A 13,513-nucleotide genomic window follows, 5' to 3' on the forward strand; every position below is an offset into this window, starting at 1 on the left:
GGAGTTGATCGTTCTGTCATCGGCGGGCGCTCGCCGGCGATGTCCCAATCGGCTTGGCTCACCAGCGGTTCGGCACCATTGTCTGCCAGTGAGCGGCTGTACCTGTCCAGGGCGATCGGGGCGACCGCGGAGGACGTCGACGAACGACGGCCGCGAGCGGCCAGTGCCCGAGCCGATACGGGGACGTCGTGCCCGGCGCCGCCCCCTCGTATCACCTGTGCTGCGGACGACGGCGTCGCCGTGATCCCCGGTTGCGCAGGGACCCCCGGCGTCGCCGCCGATGCTCGCCGCGCCGTGTCGGGCGGATGCGCCGGCGAGCTGTGATTTGGCCGGAGCGTGGGCTCAGGTAGGGTCATCGCGCCGCTCCGGCAGCCAGCGCAGCGAGCCGGACCCGCCGCCTTTCCGGCAGAGCTTCGATGGTGCTGAGGTCCCATCCGTAGCGGGAGGCGATGAGGTGGACCTCGATGTCCACGTGGGCGACAGCCCGGGCGACGGCTGCCACGACGAGTTGCTGCACGTCGACGTGGTGCACGACCGTCTGCTCGCACTGGATACAGGCCACGCGCACCTCACCGCACAGCGACTGCTCGGCACGGTCCAGAGCGGCGTGGGTGCGGGGGACGTCGACAGCGTCGGTCGGCCCTGCGGTGCAGCGCCGCAGCAGTTCGCTCGCTGCTGCATCGGGATCGTCCGGCAGGCCCAGCAGGTCAGCACCGGTCGGTTCGCGCACGCCTGCGCCGGGGCCGCACCAGGCCCAGCGCGGTGCGTACGCCGGCACGTCGGCGGCACCCAGCGGCAACTCGTTCAGGGTTCTGCACGCCGGACACTCCACCACCACCTCCAGATCGCGTCCCACCACGGCGCGGTGCGCGGCGAGGAGCAAACGGTCGATCACTCCGATCGGAAGGTGGGCGCATTCCGGGACGCCGCAGGCCGTCAGCAGCACCAGCGCCTCCTCCAGCTCACTCGCGGCGTCCTCGAGCAGGCGCAGCAGCACCATCCGCGGCGGCGCGGCAAGCGTGCGCGGCAGCCGCATCACGACGTCGGGCGTCACCACCGGACCCCTCTCTTCCACGGCGAGTTACACCATCCAGCGATGGCCGGCCGGCACCGCGGCCTAGATCACCAACTCCTTGGGCTCCTTCACGGAGGTGTCCCGTTCCCACCCTTCGAGCTCGATCTTGATCGACTGGATGGCTACGGCCGCGGTGGCCGCGTCAAGCGCGGGCAGAGCGGTGTACTCCGAGACCCAGCACCGGTAGAGGTGGTAGCTGAGCACCAACTGGTTGGCCTCGTTGAAGACGTCGACCGTGACATCCTTGCGGAAGTCCGGCAGCGAAATGCCCGGGGCGGTGAAGCTGGAGACCTTGTTGGCCCAGTCCTCGAACGCGGGGTCGTGCGTGACGCCGCGATCGAACTGCACCGACGTGTACGTCGTCAGGCCCGGGCTGCGGCGATCGTGCGACGGGTCGCCACCGACGCGGTGTGACACCGGCGCGGTGCTGCGGGTGAGCGGTCCCATCTTGGAGAGACCGGCGACATAGACCTTGTCCCACTTGATTCGGAACATGTGTGTCTTGTACGGGTCGTAACGAGTGGGATTGACGGTGAATTCGGCCATCGCCGGCTCAGCCCTCTCCGTTGACGATGTGCGTGATGGTGACTACGACGAACTCGGCGGGTTTGAGCGGAGCGAATCCGACCACGACGTTGACCCGGCCCAGGTCGATTTCCGTCTGCGGGTTGACGGTGCTATCGCAGGTCACGAAGAAGCTGTCGGACTCGGCGTGGCTCTCCGACTGCTGGAAGGCCCCCTGCCGGAACAGCCCGCGCATGAATCCGGTCACCGCAAGGCGCAGTTGGCCCCACAACACGGGGTCGTTCGGTTCGAAGACGGCGAACTGGGTACCGAGGTAGAGGCTCGCTTCGATGAAGTCGGTGAGGCGGCGAAGCGGCACGTATTTGAAGGGGTCTCCGCGCAAGTCGGAGCCGGCCAGGGTTCGCGCGCCCCAGACGACCAGGCCCGCTCCGGGAAAGCTGCGCAGCACGTTGATGCCGAACGGGTTGAGCGCGCCGGAGACCGGGTCGCTGGTGGGGTAGGCGACGCCGATGGCGCCCGCTACTCCAGCCGTCAGCCCGGCCGGCGCCTTCCACACGCCGCGCACCCCATCGGTTCTGGCCATCACACCGGCGACGGCGCCGCAGGGCGGCAGTCCGGCGTGGGTGGAATCCGCGGTGATGAGCCGCGGCCAGTACAGGGCGCCGTGCGCACCTTGAGCGGCGAACAGGGCCGCCTTGCCGGCGGCGTTCGCTTTGGTGACGCTCGAATCCGGGTCGACCAGCAGGAAGGCGTTCTGGTCCGCGCAGTAGGCCAGTGCCGTGTTCACCTCGTCGACGTTCGCGGTCGTAACGCCGGGCAGACAGAGCAGGTTGAACCGGGGAAAGTTCAGCACGTCGAGCGCCTTCATGCCCTGCCCCTCGGCGGGGCTGACGATGCTGTCGGCCCCCACCGCCGAGCCGTCGATGCCGCCGGCGAGCCCCTTGGCCGCCGCGACCGCCGGACGGTCGGCGGCACTGCCGGAGATCTCCTTGCCGCCCGCGGCTACGCCCAGCCCAAGCATGCTGCTTGCATCGCCGGCGCCGCTCAGGCCGACGACGACCGCGCTGTCCGGGCCAGTGGTCTTGCTGGTAAGCACAAGCTTGCCCGAGCTCTTCGACGCCGTGACCGGGAAGCCGTTCGTTGCTGCGTTGATGAACGTGATCAGGTCGTCCACATCGTGCGAGTCGGCTGGGTCCTCGTCTGGCCAGAGCACGTGGTCGACCGCGGGCCCCATGTCGACGGAGATGCGCAGCGTCCGGCCCGGCAGACCGGTGACTCCGGCGGAGAGGTCCTTGCTGCCCTCGGACCGGCCGGCAGCCGCGGCGCCGGTCTCAGCGCCGCTCACCTGCGCGATGACGAGGGCGCTGCCAGCCAGCACATCTGCTACGTACCGCGGATTGCCCGGCGACATCGACAGCTCGGGCCACGTCTCCCGCGCGACCAGGGTGGCCGAGCCGGTGCCGGGGGCCCAGTTCGTGACCACGAGAGTGAACCGGTCGCTGGGGTTAATGGCGGCGGGTGCCACCTCGACGAAGACGCCATTCTGGGCAGCGCCGGTGCCCGTCCCGTTGGCCCAGGCACCGCGGCTACGGGCAGTCAGCGTCACAGTGATGCCGTTGACGGCCGGAAGAGCCAGCTTGGCCGCCAGAGCGTTCGCGGCCAGCGCGCGAACCACGATGGCCTGACTGCCCCCGTTCGCGAAGAAGTGCGCGACGCAGTGACCCATGGGATTGTCGCCGTTGTCGATCGGGTCGCCGAATTGGCGGACAAAATCGGCGTAGCTGTCGATTGGTGTTGGCACGTCGGGCGTCCCCTTGCGAGCCGCCCCGACGAAAGCGGTGACCGATGTCGAGACACCGGCAATGGCATGCGAGCTCGTCATCTGCTCGACGATGTACACGCCCGGATAGGTGGTCTGCACCGCCATCGGAGTCCTCCACGTCGCTATGTGCGCCAGGCCGATCCTGTATGCGGCAGCGCCCGCGGAACGACCCGCCCGCGTGACGCGAACGTGACGTCGACGTGATTGATGTCCGTCATGCGGTGGTTCGTGACGGGTACGCGAGCCTCCACTGGGGGCCGCCCGGGACATGCGGGGCAGGATTTCTGTCCAGATCGCCAGCGTGGCCCGGACAAACGTCTACCGCTGCTGGCAGATTCGTGGGCCGAAACGGTGACCTTGATCGATGGGCGTGCGCCACTGCACAGGATCTATTGCGGAAGCAGTGCTTCGCACCTGAGGGGTTGAACGAGGGCTTCCATCCCGGGACTCGGAAGCAGCCGGAGATTCTCCCAGAGCAGGTTCCGGTAGCGCAGGTACTGGTGAGCGGCCTCGACCTGGTTGCCCTGAGCAAGGTGGGCCTGAATCACCAGCCGGTGCGCGCTCTCACGCAGCGGCTCATCCCGGACGGCAAGCAGCACGATCGCCAACGCCGCCCCCGGCCGCTGCTCGGCCAGTTGCGCCGCGGCGATGGCCTCGATGCTGAGCAGACGCAGCAGCCGCAATTCCTGACGAGCGGCCGAAAGCCAGAGCTCGTCCCAGTCCGGTAGGAGGTCCTCGCGCAGCAGGCGCAATTCGTGGCCGTCGGCTGTGTTCTTCTCGCCGATGGTGATGGCGTCGATCAACCCCCGCTGAACCCGCGCATCGACGGCCACCTCGGCGGAGAGGCTGAGCCTGTTCGTCTCCCGCCGGACCAACCCCGGCACCCGCCGTCGAACGATGGATAAGGCCCGCCGCAGGCTCGCTGCAGCCTGGGGCTGCGTGGCCTCCGCCCAGAGTGCGGCAGCCACCTGGTCGCGGGTCCGGGACCGGTCCTCCAAGGCGAGGTACGCCACCAGTCGCTCACCGGAGTGGCCAAGGTCGAGCACCGAGCCGTCCTTGATGATGCGGAAATGCCGCAGCACCTCGACCTGCGCCGTTGTGGATTGCGAAGGATCGCTATCCGGCGACGGTTTCCGGACGACGGCGATACTCACGTCCCCCACCTCGCACCCCGACGACAGCCCCATCGGCCATGCTAGGCGCCGCAACGGAAGTGCGGACGGATGCGTCAAAAAGAAGACAGCTCCCTTACGCCCGAGGCGCGGGAGCGGTCTTCCGACATGAATGAATGCGCCGGGATTCGAACCCATCAACCAGGACCACTACATGAGCGAACCAAGCCACTGCGACCGTGCAGAATGGCGCATCCGCGAGACATTCTGTCACGACGAGCCGGGTCTGCGCAATGATCCGATCACGCGCCTTGGCCTGGTGTCGGTCTGGCGCCAGAGTCGGCCTCAGGTCGTCCTGAACTCGCGGGTCGTACATACCCACCAGAGGAATAATCCACCCGAATGATCAACTCATCCGACCTCAGATAATCGCCGTCATCGACGATGGCGTCGGTGACTACGAATTGATCGTTGCCCCACGGGTCAGGGTGACCGGTACTCGGGCCATCAGCCACCTCTGCCCTCAGCACCATGTCATCCGGCAGACCATCCAGCGCAGCCCGTAGCTGTCCGACAGTCCACCTCTCAACGTCATGTCGGTACCGCTCGATTGGTCCATTCCACCAAGCTTCTGACAGCGGAAGGTGGCTGCTCGACATGAAGCGAGGCTACCTGGCGCACCTGCGCTGGACGCACAGCGTCAAGCAGACCTTGACGCAGTATGGACGCTGCCGGCACAGACTGAGTCGGCTCTCGTGTCACGGACCGCGCCCCCGGCGGACACCGCCACAGTGGCGCAGTTGACCCAACCTCGCCCGGCACGGACCCGGCTCCCGGGGTCGGAGCCGGCCACCGGCGGCCACCCCTCCCCCTCCCAGGCGAGCGGTTGACCTGACCCTGACCGGCTGCGGAGCCGGCTCCTGGACGACAGGCATGCCCTCCGCGGCCACCGCCCCCATGCTTGGGGCTTGCCCGCGCGGACCCGGCGCGCCCCTCCCTGCGCCGCGCTGCGCAGGCACGGCGCGGCCGGCTGCGGGCGACGAACCTCCACCACTCTCCCCGCTATCCCGTCTGCGGCGGCCCCGGGCTCCCCGCTCTCCGCGCCAGCCGCCGGGCATCAGGCGTGACGGCCGCAGAGCGACAGCGACAGCGGCCGGCGCGCGCCCAGGCGGCGGCGCATGCGGCCCGTCAAGGGCCGCCTTGATGGATGTAAGGAAGGTTCTCCCACTCGGCCGGCAGCCGGCCGGGCCTCGCACGACAACGGGGTCCGGGTCGCCCAGACCACCCACCGCCTCGCCGCCGCCCCTGGGGAAGGATGACGGCATGGACCGCTTCGAGGGCCGGTGCTGGCTGGACTGGTGGGCGAACTCATCCACCCTGCTCGGTAGCGTCGAGGTGGCCGTCGTGATTGTCGCCGCCACCGGCGGCTGGGAGGCCGACGGTCGCCTGGTCAGCGAGAGCGACGAGGACCGCGAAGCGTTTGCATTCCTGTGCGAACTCGACCCCGTCTTCACGCTGCGATTCGAAGACGAGAGCGTTGTCCCCGTTACCGCGCATCCCACGGATGGGCATCGCCGCTTCAGCCTCACCGAGTACACCGGTCCGGTTCAGCGATCGGTCGTCAACCGCATCGTTCTGTAGGCAGCGCCGAACCTAATTGGCTCGACAGCAGTTTCACGGCACGTTGACGCCTCGGTCCCCGGTGCTACCCTGGCCCTCGTCGAGCACGCCAGCGCGGCCTTCCTGCCGGACCGCTGGACTCGATGCCGGAGATGCCGAGCGGCCTTCCTGCCGCTGATGCGGGCCACGTCCCGCCGGCTCTCGATTGCACCGGCCGCAGCGCCGGTCTTCCGAATCCACTGAGCGGCCCAGCACGGCCTTCTCTGCCGTCCACGGTGGCCCGGATTCGCACACCGCGCATCAGGCAAGCTGATCTCCACATCGACGCCACCCTCACACCGGCGGAGATCACCGCCAAGGCACTCGCATGACCCGAGGCGCCAGGCAGCAGCATCACCCGCGCTCGTCTTTGTCGATGTACTCGACTCGGGCCGGTTACGAGAGCTTCGCGACTACGTCGACGGCCTTAGACACCCACGTGGTCGGAGACGTCGTGCTACACCCTGAGGTCCCGCCTCGCCCCACCAAGATCGGCAGGACACGCCCTAATCCCGACGGCCCTCGGTCAAGTGGATGTGACGTAGCCCCGGACCAAAGGCGGCGACGTGGTCCGCGGTGCCGTGGTGCGTTTTCGATGGCGTGAAGCGGCCTTCGCTGACCGCGGCGTCGTAGGCGCCCCCGTTAGCGTACTCGGCCAGGATCCCGGTCACGTGGTGCTCGGCCGCCCAGGCGAGTCCGGCGTCCAAGGTGTCGAACACCCCAGAGGCGTATCGGGCGCGGTCACCGTGGAAGATCCAGACGGTCGACCTGAGCGGGCTGCTCTGGTCAGCAGTTGGCCTGCGGCGCAGGCCCTCGGGTGTGAACGAGAACGAGTCGGGGAAGCTGCCCGGCCGATGACGTACGGCGAGAACCACGGGTTCGGGGTGTACGCCTCGTAGCCCCGTCCCAGCTGGGATGTTCGCAAAGGCATTCCACAGGTGGAAGCAGATCAGGGCGTGGTCGGGATCGGCCGTGGTGTAGGCAAGAGTCTTGGCGTAGAAGGGGTTGGTTCCGCCGATCCACAGCGACGAGGGCCCGAACGTCTCGATGACCTCGGGTAGCATCCGGTCCTGCGTCACCCACTCGCCGACATCGCTACTCAACTGCTGGAACTCGGCCTCCGACAACGCCCTATCCAGCTCGAGCCAGCCGAGGCGGTGGGCGATCTCGGCGTAGACGGAGGCCGTGGCATCACGCAAGGCATCTGCCGGAAGGATGTTGCTGTAGGCGCCCATGACACCCGTCGCGGTGAACGCGTCGCGATCGCGTAGTCCATCCCACTCCGCCGACAAGCGCTTCAAGCTTCCATCCACGGCGGCCATCGCGTCCAGCAGAAGCCTTTCGGCCATCTCGTCCCTGCCGTACATGCCAGGGCGACGAAGTACCCCGTTCACCCGCGTCAGGTGGTGCTGGCGTGCCTCATCGAGAACGAATTCGGAATCCTCACCGCTGCTCATCGCCGCCGATCATGACACTCCAACGAGTTCCGGGCACGCGCTCATCGGCTACTTTAGGATGCCCGCTGCGGGCGCGGTCGGGCCGGGTAGCGGCGGCGCATTGCTGCGCCGCCGCCCCCTCAGAACCGGACGTGCAGTTGGATGCATCCGGCTCGAGCAAGGCGTGTCGCAACGGCAATAGCGGGCGTTGATGCAGCAACTGATTCGAGTAGGTTAGCCAGGGTTGTGGGCTGCGGTGTCGTGCAGGTGGTGTCGGGTAGCACCAGCCGTAGCCGGGGCGAGGCGAAGGTCAGATCGAGTCTGTAGCGGGTGTAGGGCGGTCTGTTCGACGGCATGGAGGTGGCCGACCGGGTTCGGCTAAGGCGTTGACCCGGCTGGCAACGGCGTTGGCTTCCTGCTGCGGCTCGGGGCGCGGGAGGGATGCGCCCTTTCGAGGGGGCGCTGTTTGTGGAGGCGCCCCGCGTCCTCGTACTGGTGGTGTGGGGGGCGCCCGTAGTGCGCCCTCACCATGCCACTGCTTAGCCCATGCTCTTGGCACCGTCCAGGGACTCGCGGATGATGTCGGCGTGGCCGGCGTGCTGGGCGGTCTCGGTGATGATGTGCATCAGCACCCGGCGGGCCGACCACCGGTCCTCGGGCTGGAACCACGGGGCCTTCGGCAGCTCCTGGGTGGCGTCCAGGTCGGGCAGGGTGGCGACCAGTTCGTCGGTGCGGCGGGCCACGTCGGCGTAGTCGGCCAGCACACCGGCCAGCGTCTCGCCGGGCAGCATCCGGAACTCGTCGGCCCGTCGGGCCCAGTCGGCCTCGGTCATGTCGGTGAAGTCACCCCCCATCGCCGACTTGCCGTCCAGGATGAAGCCCACCCAGTTCCGTTCGGCCGAGGTGACGTGCTTGATCAGGCCGCCGAGGCACAGCTCGCTGGTGGTGGTCCGGCTCCCGGCCTGCTCGTCGGTGAGGTCGCGGGTGGTGAAGCGCAGGAAGTGCCGGTGCTTGGCCAGCATCGCCAGCAGGTCGGCGCGCTCGCCGGTGACGGCGGGCGCGGCGGACAGGTCGCGGGTGGTCGCTTCGTCGACGGTCATGGTCTCTGCCTTTCCTGGTGGTTCGGTCACGGACACGCTAGGGACCGTAGCGGTCACTTTCTGGCCTGAATTGGGGAAGAATCGAGATCATGGCGAACACCAGCACTCGGACACTGCGGCTGCTGTCCTTGCTCCAGACCCACCGGTACTGGCCGGGCACCGAACTGGCCGAGCGGCTGGGCGTCTCCGTCCGCACCCTGCGCCGCGACATCGACCGGCTGCGCGAGTTGGGCTACCCGGTCGAGGCGCAGCGCGGCGTCGACGGCGGCTACCAGCTCACCGCGGGCGCGTCACTGCCGCCGCTGGTGGTCGACGACGAGGAGGCAGTGGCCCTAGCCGTGGGGCTGCAGGCCGCGGCGCACAGCTCGGTGGAGGGCCTCGCCGAGTCTTCCGTGCGGATGCTGGCCAAGGTGGTGCAGGTGATGCCGGCCCGGCTACGGCGCCAAGTCGAGGCGCTGCGCGCGATGACCCTGCCCGCCGGCTGGGACAGCCCGACTCGGCCAGGCGTCGACCCGGGCGTGCTCACCGCGGTCGCGCTGGCATGCCGGGACAGCGAACACCTCCGCTTCTCCTACACCGCCGCCGACGGCCAGGACACCGACCGGCACGTCGAACCGCATCGGCTAGTCTCCCTCGGCCGCCGCTGGTACCTGGTCGCCTACGACATCACCCGGCACCATTGGCGCAGCTTCCGAATCGACCGCCTCACCGCGCCACGCGGCACCGGCTCCCGGTTCCGGCCCCGCGACCTGCCCGCCGCCGACGCCGCCGAGTTCGTCCGCACCAGTCTCGGCAACCTGCCCCGCCCGTACCGGGTGGAGGCCTTGGTCGACGCCCCGGCCGCAGCCGTGCGCGAGCGGATCGGTCGGTGGGGCACAGTCGAGGAGCTCGACGCCAAGCATTGCCGAGTGCGGATGACCGCCGACTCCCTGGACTGGCCGACCATGGCACTGGGCGCGCTCGGCGCCGACTTTCGCGTCCTCGACCCGCCTGAACTGCTCGAGCAGATCCACAACTGGGGTGCCCGATTCAACCGGGCTAGGGCGTGATCCGCCCTCCACGGTCGACGCGCTCTCGGCATAGCCACACGCGGGGCGCAAGTGCAGAAAATCCGGCCGCAGGTAGCCGGCGGGCAACATCCGCACATCGGCTACGTCCACGCGTTCTGCACGGGAGCGCGACCACGCTCGGTGACGCCCGCTCGGCGGCAGATCCGGATGGTGGTTGGCGGCGGGTGCCTGGTCGCGCGGGATCGAGTCAGGAAGTGACGGCTTGGGAGCCGTCGATCAGTGCGGTCATGGTGCGGCGGATGCGGCCATCTGCCGCCGGGTCGGTTCCGTCGGTGAGTGCGACGTGGTGGAGAACGCCGACCACGGCCAGGGCCAGCGCCTCGGTGTCGGCGCCTGCAGGTATCCGTTCGAGTTGTTGTTCGGCGACCAGGTATTCGACGACTGCGCGTTCGAGTGGGCGCAGTGCGGCGGTTCCGTTGCCCAGCACGGCTTCGATGTTTGCCGCCAACGCCGGCCGAGAGGCGGTCAGGCGGGTGACAGCGAGCACGGTGATCAACGGGGTCGCGAGGACTGTCTCGCTGAGGTTCGCGGCGACCGTGCCGGTGCCGGCGCGCCCGGGAAGGCCGGCTGCGGCGCCAGCGATCTGGAAGCTCCGGTCGACCGCGTAGCCGACCAGGAAGTCGTCGAAGTTCGCGAAGTGGGCGAACAGCAGCCCCGTGGCGACGCCGGCCTCGCGGGTCACGGCTCGGCTGGTGAGCTGGCTGGGGCCTTCTGCGGCGATCACGCGTTCCGCGGCGGCGAACAGGTGCTGCCGAGGTTCGGCGATGGCGACTCCGCGTGGCATGCCCGAAGTCTAAGCATGTTGCGCGGTGATGAGCATATGCTCATACTGTTTGAGCGATTGCTCATTCTGGCCTTGAGAGTGCGAATGAAACGAGCGGTGATCGTCGGCGCCGGCATAGCCGGTCTCGCCACGGCCCTACGACTGGCGCAGGACGAGTGGCACACGCTCGTCGTGGAACGCGCCCCGGCCCGGCGCAGCGGTGGCTACCTGGTGAACCTGCTCGGCACGGGCTACGACGCCGCCGAGCGGCTCGGGCTGATCCCCGCCCTGTCCGACCGCGCGTTGGGCCTGTTCACTACCGTGTTGGTCCGAGCGGACGGGCGGCCGAAGCTCACGGCGCCCTCAGCCGTCGCCGAGGCCGCACTAGGCCCCCGCACCATGACGGTGTTCCGCGGCGACCTTGAGACCGCACTGTACGAAGCGGTACGCGACAACGCCGATATCCGCTTCGGCACCACCGTCTCCTCCATCAACCAGGACACCGACCGGGTAGAGATCAACCTCAGCGACGGCACCACCGAGGATGCCGACCTGCTCATCGGCACCGACGGCGTTCACTCCGCGACCCGGACTGCGATGTTCGGCCCCGATCACCGGGTCGACCTGCCGTACGTCGTGGCCGCGTTCCCGATCACGCATCCAGTAGCGGCCGTGCCCGAGTCGTCCGCCACGACCTTCATCGGCCCCGGCCGCACGGCGGCAATCGTCAACCTGGGCCCGCAACGGTCCTCGGCCTTCTTCACGTACCGCTGCGCGAACCCAGGCCGGGAGCTGAAGCGCGGACCGGTGGATGCGCTTCGCGCAGCGTTCGGAGACCTGGCCGGGGGCGTACCCGAGGCGATCCGTCACCTGGAGACCGACCCGGCCAGCGCCTACTTCGACCGGGTCAGCCAGGTGGACATACCACGATGGAGCACCGGCCGCACCGTGCTCCTCGGCGACGCGGCCTGGTGCGTCACCCTCTTCGCCGGGCACGGCGCCGCCCTAGCACTCGCCGGCGCCGACCAACTCGGCGCCGCCCTGCAGCGGCACGGCCCCGACATCCCATCCGCTCTCGCGGAATGGGAGACCGACCTGCGACCCGAGATCATCAAGCGGCAGGCGCTCGCCCGCCGCGGCATGTACCAGTACGCACCACCGAGCCAGTTCCACGTCTGGATGAACGACGTCACAATCCGAGCGATCACCCTCCCCGGCATCCGCGGCCTCGTCCGGCGCGGCATTGAACGACAGAACCGCTGAAACCGACCCGAAGATAGGCATGAGGGCTGCGCGTGCCTGGCTGGCTGCGCGGCTTCCCGTCGAGCGGGCGGCGGAAGCTGGGGTGCCGCACGCGTTACTGAAGGGGTTTCATGGGTCGGGCGTCGGCAAGGATGGCCGATGGCGGCGGTTCGCGTAGCTGCCGCCTTAGGTCGACGGCCTGTTGGGAATCGATCACTATGACGGTGGCGGTGGTGGCGGCCAGGATGGTCAGCACCCAAAGCGGGGGCAGGGGGCTGGTGATCGGGGCGAGGGCCGCGATGAGCAGGATTCCGAGGATCCGGACCGGGCGGATGTCCCCTCGGACACGCCACCGGAATGCCTGGTTGGCCAGGAGATAGAGGATGACTCCGGTGAAGAGGGCCAGGTGCCCGAGCGGTGTGTGCGTACTTGACGGGTGGGCGATCAGGCCGAGGAGTTTGCGCAGGCCGAAGGCGAGCAGCATCAGGCCGGCGATCATGGGAAGGTGTAGGAAGGCGTAGGCGTCTCGGGCCAGTGCCGCGCGCTGTCTGCCGGTCGAGGATTGCATGGTTTGGTGTCCGACGATGGCGTCGGTGTCGAAATACGCCCACCAGAGGCTGGCCAGCAGGATCATGTTGGCTGCGATGGCGAGGATGACCGACCAGGAGATCGGACGGTCGAACACGGCCACCCCGGTCGAGATGATCGCTTCGCCCAGCGCGATGAGGATGATCAGTTCGTAGCGGTCGGTCCAGTGCTTCGCGGACCCTATGTTCCAGAACCTCCGCCCGACGAGGTAGCCGCTGGAGAGGTCGACGGTGACGGCCGCGAGCCAGAGGGCGGCTTCGAGCCGGCCTGTGTCGGGGCCGGGAGGTCGGGAGGCGGCCTGTGCAGCGAACAGCAGCAGGATCAGCGCTGTCACGGTCGGGACGGTGACCCGCCAGGCCCGTGCGCGTAGCGCCGCGTCAGCGACCCGCCAGAACGCGGCCAGGTGCAGCAGGCGGAGCGCGGCGTAGCACAGCACAACGATCATGGGACCGGGCAGGCCCCCCGGAACCCGGTCGAACGCCTGCGGGATGGCGATACCGATCGTCAGGGTCAGCGCCACGATTAGCAGGACGCTCAACCGGGCGACGATGGACTCGCTGCGCAGCGCGTTACCGATGCCCGTGTAGACGCACCAGGCAGCCCAGAGCAGGGTGAGCACCGCCAGTCCCTGGACGACCCCGACCGCGGAGGGGTGCCGGGTCATCAGAACGGTGACCTGGATGAACGCGTAGACGACCACCAGGTCGAGGAAGAGCTCCCTCGGGGTGACACCGGTACCGATGGCACGGGCAGCCGCCGGCGCGACCAGCTCGTGCAGTTCGCGATGGCGCCGCCGGAACACGGTGAGGTCGGCCAGCACCATGCTGACGAGGACGGCGGCGAGCAGGCCCACCGCGGCCAAGGTCGGTAGGTGAACCGCGACCGGTGCCAGGGCGATGATCAGGACGATTCCCAGCAGCGGGCTTCGACCGAGCAGGCCGATGGTGCGGCGCTCGACGGCCGTCAGGCTGAGCAGGTAGAGGAGGGCACCTCCGTAGAGAACGAACACGCTCAGCCGGTCCCAATGGTGGGCGGTTGGGGGCTCGACCGAGCTCAACGCGCGTTTGAGGCCGAGTGCGAGCAGGACGAGTCCAACGATCATGGGTGCGGGTGGCAGGCTG

General features: G+C 68.7%; 12 protein-coding genes. 3 read left to right on the top strand and 9 right to left on the bottom strand.

Translation table 11 applies throughout. The annotated features are described in order from the left end of the window. Positions 1-352: 352 nt before the first annotated feature. From FXF52_RS29725 to FXF52_RS44210, 5 genes are all read right to left on the bottom strand, one after another. On the bottom strand, positions 353-1,057 hold the full coding sequence (locus FXF52_RS29725; protein ID WP_187413785.1) for a hypothetical protein: 705 nt from the start codon (positions 1,055-1,057) through the stop codon (positions 353-355). A 60-nt stretch (positions 1,058-1,117) separates the two neighbouring features. Further along, positions 1,118-1,621: a phage tail protein gene (locus FXF52_RS29730; RefSeq protein WP_148801683.1), complete on the bottom strand. Its 504-nt coding sequence runs from the start codon at positions 1,619-1,621 to the stop codon at positions 1,118-1,120. A gap of 7 nt (positions 1,622-1,628) precedes the next feature. Then, positions 1,629-3,527, bottom strand: a complete 1,899-nt coding sequence (locus FXF52_RS29735; protein WP_187413786.1) for a phage tail sheath subtilisin-like domain-containing protein — start codon at positions 3,525-3,527, stop codon at positions 1,629-1,631. Between the two features lie 284 nt (positions 3,528-3,811). Next, positions 3,812-4,576, bottom strand: coding sequence for a BTAD domain-containing putative transcriptional regulator (locus tag FXF52_RS29740; RefSeq protein ID WP_187413787.1), 765 nt, complete (start codon positions 4,574-4,576; stop codon positions 3,812-3,814). Between the two features lie 260 nt (positions 4,577-4,836). Next, positions 4,837-5,193: a DUF6225 family protein gene (locus FXF52_RS44210; protein ID WP_222870755.1), complete on the bottom strand. Its 357-nt coding sequence runs from the start codon at positions 5,191-5,193 to the stop codon at positions 4,837-4,839. A gap of 664 nt (positions 5,194-5,857) precedes the next feature. Between FXF52_RS44210 and FXF52_RS29745 the strand changes: the two genes are divergently transcribed. Next, a complete protein-coding gene (locus FXF52_RS29745; RefSeq protein WP_148801689.1) occupies positions 5,858-6,175 on the top strand; it encodes a hypothetical protein in 318 nt (105 codons plus the stop codon). Between the two features lie 524 nt (positions 6,176-6,699). Here the strand turns inward: FXF52_RS29745 and FXF52_RS29750 are convergent. Both FXF52_RS29750 and FXF52_RS29755 read right to left on the bottom strand, forming a co-directional pair. Further along, positions 6,700-7,650 (bottom strand): hypothetical protein, encoded by a 951-nt coding sequence (locus FXF52_RS29750; protein ID WP_148801691.1) that lies wholly within the window; start codon positions 7,648-7,650, stop codon positions 6,700-6,702. A 518-nt stretch (positions 7,651-8,168) separates the two neighbouring features. Beyond that, positions 8,169-8,729 carry a DinB family protein gene (locus tag FXF52_RS29755; protein ID WP_148801693.1) on the bottom strand — a complete coding sequence of 187 codons (561 nt, stop codon included), beginning with the start codon at positions 8,727-8,729 and terminating at the stop codon, positions 8,169-8,171. Positions 8,730-8,818: 89 nt separating this feature from the next. Between FXF52_RS29755 and FXF52_RS29760 the strand changes: the two genes are divergently transcribed. Then, the gene (locus tag FXF52_RS29760) at positions 8,819-9,778 is read left to right on the top strand and encodes a YafY family protein (protein ID WP_148801695.1); all 960 of its coding nucleotides are present in this window, start codon (positions 8,819-8,821) and stop codon (positions 9,776-9,778) included. A 208-nt stretch (positions 9,779-9,986) separates the two neighbouring features. Here FXF52_RS29760 and FXF52_RS29765 read toward each other — a convergent pair whose 3' ends face one another. Next, positions 9,987-10,583 carry a TetR/AcrR family transcriptional regulator gene (locus FXF52_RS29765; RefSeq protein WP_148801696.1) on the bottom strand — a complete coding sequence of 199 codons (597 nt, stop codon included), beginning with the start codon at positions 10,581-10,583 and terminating at the stop codon, positions 9,987-9,989. Between FXF52_RS29765 and FXF52_RS29770 the strand changes: the two genes are divergently transcribed. Continuing rightward, positions 10,545-11,825 carry an FAD-dependent oxidoreductase gene (locus tag FXF52_RS29770; protein ID WP_255472476.1) on the top strand — a complete coding sequence of 427 codons (1,281 nt, stop codon included), beginning with the start codon at positions 10,545-10,547 and terminating at the stop codon, positions 11,823-11,825. The genes FXF52_RS29765 and FXF52_RS29770 overlap by 39 nt on opposite strands. A 94-nt stretch (positions 11,826-11,919) precedes the next feature. Here FXF52_RS29770 and FXF52_RS29775 read toward each other — a convergent pair. Beyond that, the coding region (locus FXF52_RS29775) for a low temperature requirement protein A (RefSeq protein ID WP_148801698.1) at positions 11,920-13,513 on the bottom strand (1,594 nt) is incomplete at its 5' end.

The organism is Micromonospora sp. MP36 (genome assembly GCF_008119785.1).
GTDB lineage: Bacteria > Actinomycetota > Actinomycetes > Mycobacteriales > Micromonosporaceae > Micromonospora.